The organism is Spirosoma profusum, assembly GCF_014699005.1.
Classification (GTDB): domain Bacteria; phylum Bacteroidota; class Bacteroidia; order Cytophagales; family Spirosomataceae; genus Spirosoma; species Spirosoma profusum.
Map to the genome: position 1 here is coordinate 47,462 of NZ_JACWZY010000027.1, position 18,667 is coordinate 66,128.

Below are 18,667 nucleotides of genomic sequence, written 5' to 3' on the forward strand. Positions count from 1 at the left end.
TGCTTTCTTACGCTATTGACTAATTCTACACCTCCGTCATCCGATCAAAACTCACCAACTCCAGAACAGGCCTTACCCCGTCGGCTGACTTTATTACAGGGCACGGCACTGAACATGATTGATATGGTGGGCATTGGCCCTTTTGTGGTATTGCCACTGGTTATCAAAACGTTGGGCGGGCCGCATTTTCTGTGGGCCTGGATATTGGGGGCCGTGGTTTCGATAATCGACGCGTTTATCTGGGCCGAGTTGGGAGCAGCGTTTCCGCAGGCCGGGGGCAGCTATAATTTTTTGAAAATCTCCTACGGTGAGCAACGCTGGGGGCGACTGCTCTCATTTCTCTACGTCTGGCAAACGCTGATTCAGGCACCGCTGGTCGTGGCATCCGGTGCCATCGGATTTGCCCAATATGCATCATACCTGATTCCACTGGAAGAGTGGCAACGTAAAGCGGTATCGGGCGGTATCGTACTGGTAATCATCGTTCTGCTCTATCGAAAAATTGACTCGATTGGAAAAATAGGGCTGGTGATGTGGGGAGCAGTACTGCTCACGCTGGGCTGGATAATTGTTGGCGGATTGAGTAATGCCCGTATTCCGCTCGCTACTACGTTCGAGGGTATGAGTTCGGTGAGTGGCGGATTGCTGGCTACGGGATTAGGCCATGCTTCTGTTAAGACTATCTACTGCTATTTAGGCTACTACAACGTTTGCCATCTGGGCAGCGAAATCAAGCAACCGGCCCGTAACATTCCGGCAAGCATGTTTATTTCTATCGTTGGCATTGCGGGACTGTATCTGCTCATGAATATAAGCGTAGTAAGCGTAGTACCCTGGCAAATTGCTCAGAATAGTGATTTCATTGTCAGTACGTTCGTTGAAACGTTGTATGGACCTGGTGCGGCCCGACTGGCCACAGTACTCGTTTTATTAGTGGCTTTCTCGTCGCTGTTTGCCGTATTGCTTGGTTATTCGCGGGTGCCGTATGCGGCTGCGGCCGATGGGCAATTCTTTCCGATTTTCGCTAGACTACATCCTACCCGACAGTTTCCGTACGTATCACTGCTTTTTCTGGGCGGATTAGGCTTCCTATTTAGTTTGCTGTTTCGGCTGGGCGACGTAATAACGGCGATTCTGGCCATGCGTATCCTTATCCAGTTTATTGGTCAGGCTATTGGATTGCTCATGCTTCACAACCGTCGTGCCAATACTACGTTCCCGTTTCGGATGCCCCTTTATCCCTTGCCAGTGCTACTGGCTATCAGCGTATGGCTGTTCATTTACTTCTCAACCGGTATCGCGTTTATGACATCGGGGCTGATTGTGATCGGTATCGGAACGGGCGCTTTTCTGGTTTCATCAGCCATCCGAAAGCGATGGCCCTTCACAACAACGTAGCGGTATCAGGGAATTACCCGTAAATCTATCCAGGTCACATCGTCTTCGCCATTCAAATTATTAGCACTGGGATCGGCGGCTCCGGGTCGGGAATCAGGATCTGGCGTATCGACAGACCATATTTGAGCGGCATTTCGGATATAACCTTCAGCTTTGACGATCGCTCTAAATACGATGTCTACTTTCGAATTTGCGGCAACAGTATCGATTGCTGCTTCAATGATTGTATAGTTTGGCCCACTCCCCACAATAGATACATCCGCAAAACTAACCAGCGGCATTAAATCAAATAGCGTATCACGCACCACTACGTTCCTGGCCTCAACCCCACCCCGGTTACGCACACTAATTGTAAAGCTAACCCGTTGATTAACAGAAACAATCCGTCGATCAGCGGCCATTACCAACGATAAATCGGCCTGTGTTGAATCAGGTTCAGGCAGATTCGACATCACCGCCGGAAGGGGAGTTTGATTAGGGTTAGGCGACGTGTACAACGTATCGGATAAAGCAGCCGTTCGGAAATCAAGCGTAGCCGTATCATCCTGACCATCACCCGTTCCTGAACCAGGCTGGCTGTCGGGATCGGGCTGATCGCTGCTCAGAATCTGCACCGAATTTCGATACGTACCGGGCTGCGTAACCTGAACCTGATACGTCATCGTAATACCTTGCCCGGCTGCCAGCGAAATACTGTTGGCAGAACGTAGCACATTTGCTGAAGCCGTTACGTTCGGAGAACCGCTCAAAAACGTCATCCCGGGGGGTAGCTGATTCTCCCACTGAATACCTGTTGCGTTATCCGGACCATCGTTACGTATAGTTAACGAGTAACTAACTGGCTGATTGTCAAAAGCTATACGTGTATTTGTATTCAGCACCAAACTTAGATCGGCAACGGGTGGGCTATCTATTTTAAGCAGATAATCTTCGGTTTCGCCCCAGTTGTAGGCACCACATGGATCAGCCGGAATGGTATTATAATTCACCACAATGCGGAGTGGTATAGTACCGCTTGTCAGGCTGGCGGGTAAGGTTAGCGTTCCTGCAAATTGATTGCTTTGAGCGGCTATTAATATCTGATAGACTTTCTCTTCATTTGAATCGAATTTACCATTCTGATTGAAGTCGGCCCAGATGGTAACGCCTTCTTTATACGATGCCGATAACAACGTTCCCGAAAATGGATACGTTTGACCGGGCAATACACCCGTTACGGTTGTAAATGAGGTATAACTACCAGAATTACAGCCAGAATTTTGGCTCAGAGTGATGTTATTAAATCGAAATTTAGCCAGTCCATCACCCGACGAACAACCCGATGAAAAACTTGGCCGACAGGTAGGCGTTTTGATGCTGACAATCGTGCTAAAACCAGTTGTAGTATTATTGGATGGCTTAATCCGGTAATAATACGTAACAACGTTACCCGTCTTCGTGTCCGAAAAAGTGGTTATGTTAGCGGCCACTCCCCCGATTGGTAAAAAGCCACTCGTTGGCGACGTAGAGCGTTCGATAAAATAGCCCATTTCATTCGTAGCGTTATCCTGCCAGGTCAGCGTCACGACACCGTTGAGCAACGTAGCAGCCAGATTGGTTGGAGCGGCAGCGTTGGCGGGCGGATACGTCAGCGAGTAGGCCGTATGTCCCTGACGTAGCGCCAGTGCGATTTGCATTCGGTCGTATTGGCCGGGGGTGAAATCATGCGTGCAGGCAAAATAATAGGACATCAGGTTCGTAATCGACGGCGAGTACGGTTCATTATTGGCGTCACGCGCCGTACTGGCCGGGTCATATTGGGGGCAGCCATTACCATCGTAGATGACCCTGGCACCAGACGTATTGTTTGGGTCGGCAGGTGTATCGCAAAGCAAATCACCGGTTGCCGTACAGTTGGCTCCCTGACCTCTCGTGACCAGTTCGTTAGTGAGCGTAGTGCCGTCCGAATTTCCGAACGTATGAATCAGATTGAAGGTATGACCCAGTTCGTGCGGCACCAGCCGATACCCCATATCATCTATATTCGAGGGTTCGTTAAGCACAAATGAGCGGGTCGACTGGATGTTGTTGGCCGGGTAATAAGCGAACCCGCCTGCCCCAGACGCAAATTTGTTGACGTAGTACTGATTCAGTGCCGTAAAATCGTCGTGCCCCAGAGTAACAATCCGTTCGTCGGTGAAGCTATTATATTGGTCGGTATTATCGACATAATCGGGTGTACTGCCCGCAAAGTAAAATTGAATTCCATATCCATTGTAGAGATAATACCGATTGGTGATCGCAATAACCTGATTGATGGTGGCGATAGTGGCTCCCCCAGTTCCGTCACTCCGGCGCAGAATGTGCGGCCGGATGGGCACATACGTAATTGTGTTGAACGCATTATGCGTAGCCTGTTTTGCACGAAACGAAATGATTGCCTGTCTCTCAACCTCTTGCCGGACGGATGGTATTAATTCAACTACATCGCATTGCGCTATTGGCGACTGCTTCCGCTGAGCCAACAGTTGTCCATCGATTTGCGTGCATAGATATAAAACAAGAATAAGTAGCTGTTTAAGCATACGTAAATGTTACTATTATTCATCAAATAGCCCATAAAACAAGTTATTTATTATCAACAAGTTACGTATAGTTATCTAATCTGCATAAATACTAAAAATACTAAAACTAAAAGCTATCATTTATTATTAGGTACGATCTTTTTATAAAAATAAACTACGAACGTTTTAGCTGATACGATTCCTATTCTTTTCGCAACGTAGTGTCTCCTGTCGGAACAACTAGTAAATTCGACGTCTTAATCGCTTTTCATCAGGCAATTCTCTTAATCAAAATTTTCTATAGATATGACCAACGAATCGAATCAGGACCGGCGGGACTTTCTGAAAACCTCTGGTCTGCTGACGGGCAGCGCACTCCTGAGCAGTTTGCCCTTCCAGACAAAAGCTGCACCGGGCTATCATTTCTCGGCAAACGATACGATTAAAGTAGCCCTGATTGGCTGTGGGAACCGGGGAACCGGGGCCGCTCAGCAAGCTATGAGCACCAAACAGAACGTACAGATTGTGGCGATGGCCGATGCATACCGTGACCGTTTGGATGAGTCGTATCAGAACATGAACAATTTCCTGACGGCAAAAAACATAAAATCGCCGGATGGATCGCCGAAAGTGAACGTACCAGAAGACCATAAATTCGTTGGTTTCGATGCTTACAAACAGGCAATGGCGCTGGCCGACGTAGTGATTCTGGCAACACCTCCCGGTTTCCGGCCCAGCCATTTTGAGGAAGCCGTTCGGCAGGGCAAGCAGATTTTCATGGAGAAACCAGTTGCCACCGATGCGCCGGGCGTTCGTCGGGTTTTGGCCGCTGCTGAAGAAGCCAAAAAGAAAAAACTAAACGTAGTGGTTGGTTTACAGCGTCATTATCAGTCCAACTACCGCGAAATGATCAAGCGTATTCACGACGGTGCCCTGGGCGACATCGTTGGTGGTCAGGTTTATTGGGTGAGTGGTGGCGTGTGGCACAAGCCCCGCAAACCAAACCAGACCGAAATGGATTACCAGATGCGCAACTGGTATTATTTCAACTGGCTCTGTGGCGACCATATCAACGAGCAGCATATTCATAACATCGACGTAGCAAACTGGGTGAAAAAGGGGTATCCGGTTTCGTGCCAGGGTACAGGTGGCCGTCAGGTACGTAACGGCAAGGAAGACGGTGAAATTTTCGATCACCACATCGTTGATTTTACCTACGCCGATGGCACCACCATCAATAGCCAGTGCCGCCACTACGAAGGTACGTACAGCAAAGTCGATGAAATGTTTCTGGGTACGAAAGGCCGGGTCGATTCCTTTGGCCGGAAAAGTGTACTCATGGGATACAATGGACAGCCGATTTATACCCACAACGTTAAAGCTGACGGCGACCCGTACCAAATTGAGCACGACGAACTATTCGCAGCCATTGCCAAAGGCGAGTATAAATTTGCCGATGCCGAAAACGGCGCCAAAAGTACCATGACGGCCATTATGGGCCGCATGGCAACGTATTCGGGCAAGGTGGTGACCTGGGAAGAAGCACTCAATTCGCAAATCGACCTTTTCCCAGCTAAACTTAGCTGGGATGCCCAACCGAAAAGCCTACCCGACAAAGACGGTTTCTACCAGATTGCCGTTCCAGGTAAAACGATTGCGGTGTAGGGAATAAAATAAATTCCGTTAAAACGGGGCCGATTGCCATTTGCGCAGTTGGCCCCGTTTGTTTTCCAGGATAATTAGTTTAATTCCCGGAAAACGCTTCAGCAGTTTGCGGCTCCGACGTAGTCCCGCCACGCTAAACACTTTCGTGAGTGCATCGGCCTGATAACCTTCTGGCGCCAGCACTGTCGCCCTCACAAAATGCTTGAGTCCGAGTCCAGAACGGGGATTCATGATGTGCGAATACCGTCGACCGTTGATTTCCAGAAAACGATACGTATCACCCGACGTAGTGATGGCCGCATTTTTGAGTAAGATGGTCATCGTATCCGCATCTGCTACGTTCCCAGAACCAATCTGAACCCGCCAGCCTTCGCTACCCGGTGGTGGATCGCCCGCCAGAATATCGCCCCCAATATCGATTAGTGCGGCACGAATACCGAATTGATGCAAGGCACGTAGTGCTTCGTCAATCGCAAACCCCTGCCCAATTCCACCAACATCCAGCCGCATTCCAGCCCGGTGCAAACGTACTGAATGTGTTGTGCCATCCAATTCCATGAACTTATACCCAACCGTATTACGTGCCTTCCGGCGAACGGTCGCATCCGGGAATTCTTTCCGCCGAACAGCCCTTCGCCAAAGCAGAGAAAGTTGTCCAATCGTAGGGTCAAAATGGCCTCTGGAGAGTTGAGCAATGGTTTTGGCCTTCTGTAATACGTTAAATAAATCAGCGGAAACTGGCACCCACTTTCCTTGTCCTGCCGTTGCCGACAATCGATTGATTTCAGAACCATCCAGGTAATCGCTCATTACCTGATTGAGCGTATCTATACGTACCGAAACCGCTACGTAGGCGCGTTGTGCGATCAGGCTATCGGGTGCATAGAACAATACGTTAAACTGCGTTCCCATCAACCCTCGATGGAATGTGAACCGAGTTTGCCCTGTCGTTACGTTGGTGATCAGGATGCAAAAGGCGCAAAAAAACCGCTTGTGAAGGCACAAACGGCTATATATTCTGAAAGTTTGAATCAATTTAGGCGTTGAATAAATCGTTGATGGTAAACGAAAAATCAGGAGCAACGGGTGATGCCGAACAAACATCCTGCCCTTTGAAAACCTTGATATCATCCGGCGATGTGTAGGAAAAGATTTTCTGCTGCTTTGGCGCTATGTACCAAACCAGTTGTACGCCCGCATCGAAATAATCCTGCACTTTGTCGAGTACGTCGTTTTGCGATTCGGAGTCGGATAAGATTTCGATAGCTAATGGCGGCATGAAACGTTTACCATTTTTTGCTTCCCGAATTTGTTCATCCGTAAAAACGGCCAAATCCGGAATACGCTTACGAAACGTATCGACATAAGCATCCCCTTCTGACAGCATTTCGGCACCTTGTTTATATAATTGCGTCTTAGCAAAGGCTCGCATCAAAAATCGGGCAATAAATAACTCTTCCTGCTTCATGGGCGGTTTACGGATGATTCTTCCCCGAACGAATTCGTAGTTCGCATCCGTTTTCCGGCGAGAAATCCATTTCTCAAATTCAGTTACCGTCTGCGGGGCCGACCGGCTTTTTCGTTGAGCGGATGAACGTATCGTCGTGTCCATATTAATTGGCTAAAAAGAGGTTATTCCTGCCACAATTGCTTAAGTACTTGCGCATTGACTTCTTCATCAAACAATGCTTTTACTGGTAGTTGTAAGCCAGTAATTGCTACACATTGAACAATACCATCGGCAGCTTTCATTTTCAACTCATAAAACTCACCGTCCAGCACGTATTGTTCAAGTATCTGTTTTTCAGGATCAACAATCCAGTATTCTCGAACGCCGTGCGACTCGTAGTCCTGATATTTTATCTCCCGGTCGTTTTCGGCAGTCGATTCTGAGAGGACTTCAACAACAAAATCAGGAGCCGGAAATTGAGCCTGTTTTTGTTGAAACAGCTCAGCTTTCGCACTGTCCCAAAAACAGACATCTGGTTCGTAGTCGTTACGTGTTAGTGAGACCAGCAATTTCTCAATACCAACCTGTCCTAATTTTTTCTTACGAACATACGTGCGAAGCAGTTCGTAGATATTTCCGGTGATCTGATTGTGTCTGAGACGTACTGGTGAATGGTAATAGATTTCGCCATTAATGAATTCCATTTTCTGGTTTTCATCAATGATTTCGTAAAAATGTACGCGCGTCGCTTTCTCCAGCTCCAAAGCCGCTTGCAGGCGATCAATGAAAATGTAGGCATCCGGCATTTGTAATGCCTGTTTCAGCAAGGATGCTTGCATGGAGGTTTCAACAGATTGTTGGTACATAACAAATTTACAAAATTCTGACCTCCTTTTTTTCGGCCTGGGCCACTTTATTGCGGAGATACATATCGGCCAATACGAGAGCCGCCATCGCTTCCACAATCGGGACGGCACGCGGAACTACGCAGGGATCATGACGGCCTTTGCCCGAAACCGTCACCGGTTGGCCGTGAATATCTACACTGTCCTGATCCTGCATGATGGTCGCTACGGGTTTGAACGCCGTTCGGAAATAAATGTCTTCTCCGTTGCTGATGCCCCCCTGAATACCGCCCGACTGGTTGGTTTTCGTCCGAACGCGATCGTCGCTATCGGTGTAAAACTCGTCGTTGTGCTGCGAGCCGTACAATTCGGCTCCGGCAAATCCGCTACCGTATTCAAATCCTTTTACGGCGTTGATACTCAGCATAGCCTTCCCCAGTTCGGCGTGCAGTTTATCGAATACGGGTTCTCCCCAGCCAGCCGGTACGCCCGTCACTACGCAGTCGACTATACCGCCAATAGAATCGCCCCGTTTTCGGGTTTCGTCGATGTACTGGAACATGCGTTCGGCGGTTTCGGGGTCGGGACAACGAACGGCGTTTTCTTCGGCGAGGGCCAGATTCAGTTCCTGATACGTTTTGGCGAGTTTGAGCGTACCAACCTGCGATACGTATGCCTGAATCTGAACCCCCTGCTGAGCCAGCAATAGTTTAGCTACGGCACCAGCGGCCACCCGCGCGGCTGTTTCCCGCGCCGACGAACGTCCACCGCCCCGGTAATCGCGGGAGCCGTATTTGGCGTGATACGTATAATCGGCGTGGGAAGGTCGGAATTGCTCGGCAATGTGGCCGTAGTCTTTGCTACGTTGGTCCGTGTTCCGAATCAGGAGCGCAATCGGAGTTCCCTGCGTTACGTTATCAAATACGCCTGAGAGTACCTCAAATTCATCGGCCTCGCGCCGTTGGGTCGTAATGCGCGACTGTCCAGGCTTCCGCCGATTCAGTTCGTGCTGAATAAATTCAGTTTCGAACGAAAGCCCCGCCGGACATCCATCAATCACCACACCAATGCCCGGCCCATGTGACTCGCCGAACGTAGAAATTCTGAATATTGTGCCGTATGTACTACTCATGCTAACCGACGCTACGTAAATAAGACCTCAAAAATAGTGAAGTCTTACGAGGTAGTGGCTTAAAACGTACCGACTTCGTTCACTATTCCTGTTTTTGGTACGTATATGTGTTTACTACGTGTGCCGTGTTTTGCAGATTGGGCATACGTAGCACGTTTTCGGGAGTAGGCTCAACCGACGTAAATGCTACGTTACGTCGGTATGATTACCCATTCAAAATTAGCCTAAACAATACCAAGGCGGGCTTGCGCTACCTCCCGCTTCAACCCCCAGATGGCCAACCCATAGAGTAGGGCTACGCATAAGGGAATGAACGTAAAGCGATCATTCGGGAACAAATACCAAAGAGCCGTTGCCAGTAAAGTGCGACCGATGGCATGAATTAGGCAGGTGCGACTGTTGAACAGCCAGCCAATGACCGGCCAGTATAAACTCATCCCAATGGCTAATGCGAGTGGCACCAGCGACTTATTTACGCCCGACGCTGCAATCGTGACCGGCCAACTGAGCATCATAGCGATCAGCGCCGGACCGATTAAGCTTGACAAAGGTGATTTGGTTGTGATACTTGTTTTGAGGGGTTTTTGCAGCGCCAGCCCCAGCGGAAAAATGAGGCCGCTAGCTATGAAAGCCACCAGCATCCACCGACCGGGAGAAAGCCAGAAGCCGGCGATGCCAAGAGCAAGCCAGTAAAGGGCTCCTGCGGCCGGTAGTGAAATACCACCATTACTTTGAATAAGGAATCGTCGCCGTTCCTGATCGAGTTGTTGGGCAAAGTCCATGAGTGGGTGCGGTTAACGTACCTTGATGGGTTGTGGCGCATTTTTGAAATGCTCGTATTTATTCAGCAGTTTACCAATCCGATACACCACGGGCATAACTACTTTCTTCACAAAACCCGGTATCTCAGTCATATCGTACTCGCTTGCGTAGCGAGTCATCAGGTAAGCTCCGTCGAAGAGTTCGGGTTGAGGTTTGCCGGATTTGTTCTGAGCCGCGTAAATGCTGCTGAGGAAGAAAACAATGGTATTAGCCGGTTTCAGCCAGGCAGCGCAATGCAGTACGTCGGAGCCGGCGTTCCAGAACCGGTGCGGAACTCCGCGTTTGAACACCAGTGATTCGCCGGGATTCGCGTACTGAACGGGTTGGTCGGCTATCTGGTAGGCGATACGTCCTTCCAGCACCATAAATCCTTCGTCCTGTAGCCAGTGCGTGTGCATGGGTGGTCCGCTGCCAGGCTGCACAAAATTTTCTCCATACAATACGTCGCCGTCTGACTCGTGGCGGATGCCTTTGAAAATGATTTTTTCACCAGTGTGATTTTCGATGGTATGCGGCAATGTGTAGTTCATAATGGTAATTGATTTGTTGTTTCTGTTTTATTGACTGTCTGTTGAAAGACTAATTTGCCCGTTTTATTCTGAAATGGCCCTCAATACGTACGGTACCGACCGAACCCTGTTCGTTGAAACCTTCACCTTTTCCGATCTCAAACTTGCCGATAACATAACCGCCCGCTTTGCCAAACTGATAAAACGTAATGCCGCCAGGGCTAGGATAAACGACCTTCCCGACGTGATAAAAGTGCTTGTAATTCGTTCGGGCTTTCGCGTCAGCCAGATTGAACATGGCTCCTGAACCATCGGGTGTCCAGGGCATATTCATACCCGAATAGGTAATCATGGAAAGCTCATCCGACTCTACCGGCGGTTGAAGCGACTGAATGGTTACACCCAAGTTGTTTCCGTCGGCAGTTATTCCACTATTCATGTTCAGCAATTTACCGGCGGGTGTGTTTAGCACCTGAACACCCTGTGGCGAAATTGTATGTACCCATTTGCCGCCATTGATGCGATACATTAATCCTTCTTCACCAACGTAGATAGTCGATACCAGCCACAATTCTCCGAAAGGTTTACCGTCGATGGTGGTTGGACCGTTTAATTTGATACTCACAGCAACCGGATTTCGGGCAGGAACCGTCGCGGGAGCCAGATAAGACGCTTTCCAGATGGCAGGAGTTAACGTACCCAGGCCAGCCAGTTTCCAGCTACTCACGTCTACCAGTTGCGTGGGCGATTGATACGGCGCAGGCACTTCGGTATCCGTAGTCATGGGTACTAAAAGATTGTCGTCCAGCACCATCACCTCAAGACCCAGTTTCTCGCCGGGCTTCACAAAACCAATTTCGGGAAGCAGTTTGGCCCGTTCCAGTATGGCCCAGTCGCTGAAGTGCGTTGTTTCCACACTAACCGTGTGCGCCACGGTGTCTACCTTGCCTTTGGCCGCCAGCATCCAGATACCTTTCTCATTCTGGTAAGCCAGCGCCAGCACCTCGGCCACCGTTCCCGACAACGTAGCAGGGTCGTACGTAACACGAAGAGTTACAGGTTTTTTGAACGTAACACCGTGTGGTGAAAGTCGAAACGCGTTTCCCAACGACTGTGGTCCGGTGCTACTAATTGGCTGAATACTAAACTGCTGCGCCGTCTCGACCGCACCAGCCGGTACGTTGATGGTCAGCCGTTTGTCGGCAGAAGTGAGCATTCCGCCTGCCGGGCCGATGGTGGTTGTAATGGGGGTTTCCAGCGTTTTTCCTACTGGGTATACCTGACCGGGACGGTTCTGATTTTGGGTCGGTACGTTACCTGGCTGCCCAAGCGTTACTACGTCGATCGTTTTCTTGCAGGAAGCCAGCGAAAGCAAAATCAGCAAGCCAAAAAGTAAGGAAGCAGAACGTAGTGACTGATACGTATTACAACTTATCAGCCGAACGTAGCTAGTGAAAGTTGGGGTTTGTGTGATTGTTTTCATGACCGTTTGTTTAGCATTTGTTGCGCTACAAAGGTCCGAAGCACCTACCCCCAAAACTTGTATTTAACGGACATTCTCAAACAGGTGCCCGACAAGTTGACTTTTCCGGTTACGGTATTCGCGGGGAGTTAAACCGGTGAACGATTTGAAAGTCTTGTTGAAATGCGACTGGTCGGTAAACTGGCAGGTGTACGCAACCTGCGTGAGCGACAGGGGCGAATGGTGGATTAACTCAAGAGCGTGCAGGTATTTTTTGTACAGCAGATTTTCCTCAGTGTTCAATCCGGTCAACGCCCGAAGCTTGCGGGATAGCTGCCGGGGCGAATAGCACAGCAAATCCGCTACCTGAGCCACCGACAACGTACTGTTTGTGTAACCACTGATAAAGCGATTAAAAGCCTGTTCCTGCGCATCGATACGCGTCATTCGCCGGGTAAAAACATCGGACAAAATCTGTACCCGTTCTGCAAACGTCGATTGATCAGCGAGCTGGTGCCAGAGCGAATTGAGCGACGTATCAACCAGCGTCATATCGGTGCAGGAGTCGGCAAAATCGTCGGCAGTAATATTAAACAACCGTTTGACGGCTGTTGTGTGAAGCGCTACGCCAAAGAAAGTCTGATGGCCAGGAATCTGCTGTTCAATAGGCTGGGTATTAAATCCATTAATGAAGCAGCGGGGCAGCTGATAGTACTTTTCACCCACCTGCGAATGGATAGAAGCACTGTTGAGATTAAAAATGATTTCAACAACGCCCGTCGGAATGATGGTTTCGCTTACGGGAGCTGTGTTACTACGTTCAACCTGCCAAAAACCCTGAATCATATGGCCAAGGCCCGGCTGTGGTGTTGTATAGTTCGACTGTTCCATTGACAGGGGTAACATTTGATACGTAGCATGAAATTGCGCTACGTTTCAGACACGACCAGTGCCAAATCGGTTGAAACGGAAAAAGTTACCGTTGAAATGAGTTGTCAGGAATATAACCCACTCAACAGCAAGGATTACTTCCTGATAAAAACGACAATCATTCCCAGAAGCATTATGATAATCAGTACGTTCGCCACCGCCCGAATCAGTGCCGAAACAGGTATCGATTGCTGCGTACTATCCATCGTTTCGATACCGGCGTACAGCGAATTTCCGGAGGCAACTACTAGCGGAGCTTCCCCATTTATACCCGCTACGTTCGTAGCTGATACGTCCTTACCCGATGCTGCTACGTCGCCACCGCCCACCTGCAACCGGAACTGAGGAAGTAACGTATCGTAGCGGGCTTTTTTCGGATCGAAATAAATCCATTGAAAGCGATTAGCCAGCGGTAACGAGCCATTCTGATGCGGTACCAGAAAATACGTAAACGTCTTCTGACCAGTTATTTGATGCCCATTATGATTGATAGTGTGCCGCTCTTCGGGTGGAAATATATCGAGTTCGGCGTTCGGGTTCAGAAGTGTCGGAGCGGATAACGTAGCAATATTTCCTTCGCCCGCAATGGTAAAGGCGTAACGCACACTTTTGCCAATTGCCATATGTTGCCGCTCCAGACTTTCCTCCAGCCGAAATTCGCCAACCGGCACCCGACCACGTAGCGGATGTTTAGGCAATAATTTAACAGTAACCTGAACGGGTTTATTGGCAAACGTAACCATGTCGGTCTTTGGCGATGGTGGTCCGATAACTGGTCGTGGGCGAGCCAGTTGCAGCGACACCGACGGTATACGTAGTGACTGGTTAGACAGCGGAAAAAAGACCGATTGATAGAGTCGAAATTCCCGAAACTTCTTTCCTTTAATCGTTACTGGAATTGGTTTTAAGTCATTAATTGGCAGATTTTCTTCCCAGGCATTAGTCGGGCGAATTTTTTTGGTGATTACCTGCAATTGCCGGTCAAGCGCTACAAAATTGAGGACATAAGGGTAATTATCTGCCACGAAAAACGATAAAGTCATGGCAACGCCTTCGCCGGAGAAGATAGTATTCTTCGAGGTACGTAGCGACAAAAAAGCGGCTCCGTTAGGCGTAATATCCTTGGTAGTCAGCTGGCTACCAGCGACATTCTGGGTTCCGGCTGCCGGTTGTACAACCAGGATTGCTCCTTCAGATTCAACGGTTTTATCATTAACAGTAATCTTAAATGGAGGCAGCCGAAACCGGCCGGGAGCGCGGGCCTGATAGTTCTGCGTAATAACCTGAGACACTACGTTTTCTCCAGCCACTTCGCTCGACGTAGTACTCGTCAAAATCCCTTTTTTGGTGAAGCCATCGATGTCTGGAAAGTGGACCGTAGCCCGGGTTTCGCTATTGGGAATGATGACCGAAATCGCAAAGGGCCGTTCAATCGGAAAAGTAGTTGTTCCTAATTCGATAGATGGGCCATTATCAGACACTTGCGCCAGAGAAACTAGCACATTAAAAAAATATAATACAAATGTTTTGCGGAATATTACAAGAAACATTACTAATTTTGAGCAACAAAACAGGCCACAAATCGTTACGAATTAAAGTACCACACCAGGAATAAACCACTCAACCTCATTTAATATCCCTGGGTTTCTTTAACCAAAAAAATTACTAGTTTATGCTCTCTATGCTCGAGTACATCAAAACCATCCTTCAGAAGGTGAGTTTTGACAAAGGCCTCTTTGAGAAAGAACTAATCAAGGCGATTAAATTACTCATCCCTAAAGAACTAAAGCAGTTGAAACGTTGGTGTTACGCACAATTTGGTAAGATGTACCGGGTTGTGTTAAACCGATGCTTTACGCGCGTACCGCGTTTACGATTCACATGACAACATAACGTATCAAGCGAGCCCCGGTTGCAAAGCCGGGGCTTTTTTATTTTTAATCGATAGTCGTATCAGGCCCCGACAGCCAGAACCTGCCGGGGCCTAACCTTTTACATCACCACCTTCTCCCCCATCGCTGGAATTTCGACATGGCGGAAACCAGCGTTGTGCAGATGCTCTTTCCAGATGAGCTGTTTTTCGTATTCGCCGTGAACCAGAAAAACGGTTTTTATTTTCGTAGCGTCCTGACAGCTTAAAAACTGCAACATTTCCTTGTAATCGCCATGCGCTGAGAAAGAGTCCATGATTTCGATACGGGCAACAACCGGGTAACGTTCGCCGAAAATTGTCACCTCTTTGTCACCTCGTTTCAACGCACCACCTAAACTGGTTGGAGAGGCATAACCCACCAATAAAATAGTGGTGTTTGGCTTGGTAATGTTGTTTTTGATGTGGTGTTTGATACGTCCGGCTTCGGCCATACCGGAAGCCGATATGATAATGCACGGCTCTTTACTATCGTTAATGGCTTTCGAATCTTTTACGTCCGTTACGTAGTGCAGGTTCGGAAAGTTGAACGCGTCGCCATCTTTTTTGATATAGCTCAGAATGCTCGGATTGAAATCTTCCTCATGGTCACGCATGACATCGGTAGCCAGCACCGCCATTGGACTGTCGATGTAAACGGGCAGCACCGGCAATCGGCCTTCGCTCGATAGCTGGTCGAGCGCGTAAATCAACTCCTGCGTCCGGTCGACAGCGAAGGCGGGAATGATGAGTTTTCCGCGATTCTGGACACAGGTTTTCTGGACGATACGTAGCAAATGCGCTTTCACGTCCGGCTCGGCTTCGTGCAAACGGTCGCCGTAGGTCGATTCGCAGATGATGTAATCGGCTTGTGGAAACGGGTCGGGCGAGCGTAGAATCTTGTCGTCGGGACGACCAATGTCGCCACTGAAAAACAGTTTTTTCTCTCCACCGTCTTCCTGAATGGTTAAACTCACAGCGGCACTGCCGAGCAAATGTCCCGCATCGGTCAACATTCCCGTTACTTCATCACAGATGACAAATTTTTGACCATATTCAACGGGCCGCATCTGGTCGAGTGCCTTCTGTACATCGTCTTCGTTGTATAGTGCTTCGAGTTCAGGCTCACCCCGGCGGGTACGACGTTCGTTTACCCGTTCGAGATCGCGCTCCTGAATACGGGCACTATCCATCAGCATGACCTGGCAGAGATCAATGGTAGCCGAAGTCGTATAAATCGGGCCGTCGAAACCTTTACGTACCAATCGGGGAATCAGGCCGGTATGATCGATATGGGCATGCGACAGCACCATGTAATCGACCTGCGCCGGATCGAAACCGAATTGCTGGTTTAGTTCGTCGGTATTGATGCCCTGAAACAGGCCACAATCGAGCAGGATTTGTTTGCCGCTGGCGGTAGTGAGCAGGTGTTTGCTGCCGGTAACGGTACGGGCAGCGCCAAAAAATTGAATGGTCATCGTTTAACGTTTACCGGCGAACCGGACGGGTTTTGTTGAATGGCTTATTTTAGTACTGTCGGTCAAAAGTAACCGACCAATAAGTGACCCCACAGCTAACTATTTTTGATTACACATTTTTTATTACTTGCAGCCATGCAAGGGCCAATATTGGGAAACGTTCGTGGTATTATCAACCGGATGTGGAAATCACGTGTGGTTAAAACTCTGATTGGCATCGGATTGATTGGTTTTGCCCTCGATTTTTTCTTTCCCGTCCCAACCAACGTCCCCTACTCGACACTCATTGCCGCTCGGGATGGCTCTATTCTGCACGCTTTTTTGAGCCGCGACGATAAATGGCGCATGTACGCCGAACTGGACGAAATTACGCCCACGCTTCGCGACGCCATTCTGTTCAAAGAAGACAAATATTTTCGGTATCACCTCGGTTTCAACCCGGTAGCGATGTTGCGTGCTACGTTCCGAAACCTGCTCAAAGGGCGTCGTACGTCGGGTGCATCGACCATTACGATGCAGACGGTACGTTTGCTGGAGCCCCGCGAACGTACCTACGGCAGTAAATTTATCGAGTTGCTACGTGCCATCCAGTTGGAGTTGCACTATTCCAAAGACGAAATTCTGCAACTGTATTTAAATCTAATCCCATACGGCAGTAACATCGAAGGGCTCAAATCAGCCTCACTGCTTTATTTCGGTAAACCACCGGTTTTATTGAGTCTGGCCGAAATTACTACGTTGACAATCATCCCCAACCGTCCGTCGAGTCTGCGATTGGGGGAACGCAACGCGCTCGTCGTTCAGGAACGTAACAGGTGGCTGACTCGCTTTCGTACGGCAAATCTCTTTAATGAAACAACCATTACTGACGCCATCGACGAACCCTTAACGGTACGTCGGCGGGCGGCTCCGCAACTAGCTCCGCATTTATCGCGTCGGCTCCGGGCCAGTTTTCCGGGCGAGCCGGTTATTCATGCTACGTTACGTCCGGCGGTACAGGCGACGGCCGAGCGAATTGTCCAGAATTACGCGAATCGAATTCGGGCGCTGGGTGTCCACAATGCGGCTGTGCTGGTTGTGGATAATCAAACGCAGGAAGTGGTCAGCTACGTTGGTTCGGCCAATTTCAATGATGTATATGACGGAGGCCAGGTCGATGGCGTTCGGGCGGTACGTTCGCCGGGGAGCGCGCTAAAGCCGTTGCTGTACGGGCTGGCCTTCGACGCGGGATTCATCACCCCAAAAACCAAACTCGCCGACGTACCAACCAATTTCGCCGGCTACGAACCCGACAACTACGACCGACGTTTCAACGGCCCCGTTACTGCTGAGTTTGCGTTAGGGAATTCGCTGAATTTGCCTGCTGTGGCATTACTTCACGAAATTGGCGTGACTCCGTTTATTGCGACCCTCCGGCGCGCTAGCTTTTCGACTATAAAAAAGCAGGCAAAAGGGCTTGGCCTTTCGATGATTCTGGGTGGCTGTGGCGTTACGTTGGAAGAAATGACCCGGCTCTACGTTGGTTTTGCGAATAACGGTGAGGTGAAACCCTTGCAATTTCGGATGGCTGTTGATGCTACGTTATCACCCAAAAAACAGACTGGAGTTCCCATTCTCTCGCCCGCTGCGGCCTACCTCGTTACGTACACCCTTACGCAAATCACGCGGCCTGATTTACCAAACAATTTTGACAACAGTTACCATTTACCACGTATCGCGTGGAAAACTGGTACGTCTTACGGGCGACGAGATGCCTGGAGCATTGGCTATAATCAACGATACACGATTGGCGTTTGGGTGGGCAATTTTTCGGGGGCGGGCGTGGCCGAGCTGAGTGGTGCCAATACCGCTACGCCCCTGCTGTTTCAGTTATTTAATGCACTTGACGATAACTCATCGAATGGCTGGTTTCGGAATCCGAAAGGGTCGGCGGCCTTGCAATTGAGTTCACGGCTCATCTGCCCCGAAACGGGCGATATACCGGGTGAGTTTTGCCCAAATCCCGTAACCGATTATTTTATCATGGGCGTGTCGCGGTATCGGCGTTGTCAGCACCGGAAAGCCGTTTTCACGAACGCAGCCGGTACAATTTCCTACTGCGCTCACTGCCGACCCGATTCAGGTTCGGTACGTCGGTCGTATCCGAATCTGGCGCCTGAAGTAGCGGCTTTTTATCAGAGCAGTCATGTCCCCTTCGAGCGAATACCTCCGCATAATCCGGTTTGTGAGCGTATTTTCGGGGGTAGTGAAGGGCCGCTGATTACAAGCCTGAACGAAGGCAGCGAATATTTTATCAATCCGAAACAACCCGCTGAAATGGAGTTGGGTTGCCAGGCGGCTAACGACGTGCAGGAAGTTTATTGGTACTTGAATGATAAATTATATCGCAAAGCGCTGCCCACCCAAACCGTATTTTTTCGTCCACGACCGGGCCGTCTAAAAATCTCCTGCGCCGATGACAAAGGGCGTCATAGCGATATGCACGTAGTGGTAAAAAATGAGTAATTAAATGAATTAGTTTGTC

General features: G+C 49.3%; 15 protein-coding genes. 4 read left to right on the plus strand and 11 right to left on the minus strand.

Translation table 11 applies throughout. The features are described 5' to 3' along the window. Positions 1–15 precede the first annotated feature (15 nt). Entirely contained in the window at positions 16–1,398 is a 1,383-nt protein-coding gene (locus IC229_RS25510) for an APC family permease (protein WP_190890261.1), read from the plus strand. Positions 1,399–1,403: 5 nt separating this feature from the next. On the opposite strand, the gene IC229_RS25515 is transcribed toward IC229_RS25510, so the two are convergent. Further along, a complete protein-coding gene (locus IC229_RS25515; RefSeq protein WP_190890276.1) occupies positions 1,404–3,962 on the minus strand; it encodes a GEVED domain-containing protein in 2,559 nt (852 codons plus the stop codon). 285 nt (positions 3,963–4,247) lie between these two features. On the opposite strand from IC229_RS25515, the gene IC229_RS25520 reads away from it, so the two are divergent. Continuing rightward, a complete protein-coding gene (locus IC229_RS25520; RefSeq protein ID WP_190890278.1) occupies positions 4,248–5,606 on the plus strand; it encodes a Gfo/Idh/MocA family protein in 1,359 nt (452 codons plus the stop codon). 18 nt (positions 5,607–5,624) lie between these two features. On the opposite strand, the gene IC229_RS25525 is transcribed toward IC229_RS25520, so the two are convergent. The 9 genes from IC229_RS25525 to IC229_RS25565 form a co-directional block, all read right to left on the minus strand. Then, positions 5,625–6,518 carry an FAD:protein FMN transferase gene (locus IC229_RS25525; protein ID WP_223834192.1) on the minus strand — a complete coding sequence of 298 codons (894 nt, stop codon included), beginning with the start codon at positions 6,516–6,518 and terminating at the stop codon, positions 5,625–5,627. Positions 6,519–6,642: 124 nt separating this feature from the next. Further along, positions 6,643–7,218 carry a Uma2 family endonuclease gene (locus tag IC229_RS25530; RefSeq protein ID WP_190890282.1) on the minus strand — a complete coding sequence of 192 codons (576 nt, stop codon included), beginning with the start codon at positions 7,216–7,218 and terminating at the stop codon, positions 6,643–6,645. 20 nt (positions 7,219–7,238) lie between these two features. After that, entirely contained in the window at positions 7,239–7,895 is a 657-nt protein-coding gene (locus IC229_RS25535) for a Uma2 family endonuclease (protein WP_190890284.1), read from the minus strand. Between the two features lie 34 nt (positions 7,896–7,929). Further along, positions 7,930–9,033, minus strand: coding sequence for a chorismate synthase (gene aroC, locus IC229_RS25540; protein ID WP_190890293.1), 1,104 nt, complete (start codon positions 9,031–9,033; stop codon positions 7,930–7,932). Between the two features lie 224 nt (positions 9,034–9,257). Next, entirely contained in the window at positions 9,258–9,815 is a 558-nt protein-coding gene (locus IC229_RS25545) for a DUF7010 family protein (protein ID WP_190890295.1), read from the minus strand. A gap of 12 nt (positions 9,816–9,827) precedes the next feature. Next, a complete protein-coding gene (locus IC229_RS25550) occupies positions 9,828–10,385 on the minus strand; it encodes a cupin domain-containing protein (RefSeq protein WP_190890297.1) in 558 nt (185 codons plus the stop codon). A gap of 49 nt (positions 10,386–10,434) precedes the next feature. Beyond that, complete coding sequence (locus tag IC229_RS25555) at positions 10,435–11,847, minus strand: hypothetical protein (protein WP_190890299.1); 1,413 nt, start codon at positions 11,845–11,847, stop codon at positions 10,435–10,437. A 63-nt stretch (positions 11,848–11,910) separates the two neighbouring features. Continuing rightward, positions 11,911–12,717, minus strand: a complete 807-nt coding sequence (locus IC229_RS25560; protein ID WP_190890300.1) for a helix-turn-helix domain-containing protein — start codon at positions 12,715–12,717, stop codon at positions 11,911–11,913. Positions 12,718–12,851: 134 nt separating this feature from the next. Beyond that, positions 12,852–14,258, minus strand: coding sequence for a BatD family protein (locus tag IC229_RS25565; RefSeq protein WP_317171634.1), 1,407 nt, complete (start codon positions 14,256–14,258; stop codon positions 12,852–12,854). Positions 14,259–14,428: 170 nt separating this feature from the next. On the opposite strand from IC229_RS25565, the gene IC229_RS35445 reads away from it, so the two are divergent. Beyond that, on the plus strand, positions 14,429–14,641 hold the full coding sequence (locus tag IC229_RS35445) for a hypothetical protein (protein ID WP_223834193.1): 213 nt from the start codon (positions 14,429–14,431) through the stop codon (positions 14,639–14,641). Positions 14,642–14,748: 107 nt separating this feature from the next. Here the strand turns inward: IC229_RS35445 and IC229_RS25570 are convergent, their stop codons facing one another. Continuing rightward, positions 14,749–16,143: an MBL fold metallo-hydrolase RNA specificity domain-containing protein gene (locus IC229_RS25570; RefSeq protein WP_190890304.1), complete on the minus strand. Its 1,395-nt coding sequence runs from the start codon at positions 16,141–16,143 to the stop codon at positions 14,749–14,751. 135 nt (positions 16,144–16,278) lie between these two features. On the opposite strand from IC229_RS25570, the gene pbpC reads away from it, so the two are divergent. Next, positions 16,279–18,648 carry a penicillin-binding protein 1C gene (gene pbpC, locus IC229_RS25575; protein ID WP_223834194.1) on the plus strand — a complete coding sequence of 790 codons (2,370 nt, stop codon included), beginning with the start codon at positions 16,279–16,281 and terminating at the stop codon, positions 18,646–18,648. Positions 18,649–18,667 lie beyond the last annotated feature (19 nt).

Coding starts and splice junctions, on each gene's coding strand:
- IC229_RS25515 (WP_190890276.1), bottom strand. CDS start 3,962: ATGCTTAAACAGCTACTTATTCTTGTTTTATATCTATGCACGCAAATC.
- IC229_RS25520 (WP_190890278.1), top strand. CDS start 4,248: ATGACCAACGAATCGAATCAGGACCGGCGGGACTTTCTGAAAACCTCT.
- IC229_RS25525 (WP_223834192.1), bottom strand. CDS start 6,518: ATGGGAACGCAGTTTAACGTATTGTTCTATGCACCCGATAGCCTGATC.
- IC229_RS25530 (WP_190890282.1), bottom strand. CDS start 7,218: ATGGACACGACGATACGTTCATCCGCTCAACGAAAAAGCCGGTCGGCC.
- IC229_RS25535 (WP_190890284.1), bottom strand. CDS start 7,895: ATGCAAGCATCCTTGCTGAAACAGGCATTACAAATGCCGGATGCCTAC.
- aroC (WP_190890293.1), bottom strand. CDS start 9,033: ATGAGTAGTACATACGGCACAATATTCAGAATTTCTACGTTCGGCGAG.
- IC229_RS25545 (WP_190890295.1), bottom strand. CDS start 9,815: ATGGACTTTGCCCAACAACTCGATCAGGAACGGCGACGATTCCTTATT.
- IC229_RS25550 (WP_190890297.1), bottom strand. CDS start 10,385: ATGAACTACACATTGCCGCATACCATCGAAAATCACACTGGTGAAAAA.
- IC229_RS25555 (WP_190890299.1), bottom strand. CDS start 11,847: ATGAAAACAATCACACAAACCCCAACTTTCACTAGCTACGTTCGGCTG.
- IC229_RS25560 (WP_190890300.1), bottom strand. CDS start 12,717: ATGGAACAGTCGAACTATACAACACCACAGCCGGGCCTTGGCCATATG.
- IC229_RS35445 (WP_223834193.1), top strand. CDS start 14,429: ATGCTCTCTATGCTCGAGTACATCAAAACCATCCTTCAGAAGGTGAGT.
- IC229_RS25570 (WP_190890304.1), bottom strand. CDS start 16,143: ATGACCATTCAATTTTTTGGCGCTGCCCGTACCGTTACCGGCAGCAAA.
- pbpC (WP_223834194.1), top strand. CDS start 16,279: ATGCAAGGGCCAATATTGGGAAACGTTCGTGGTATTATCAACCGGATG.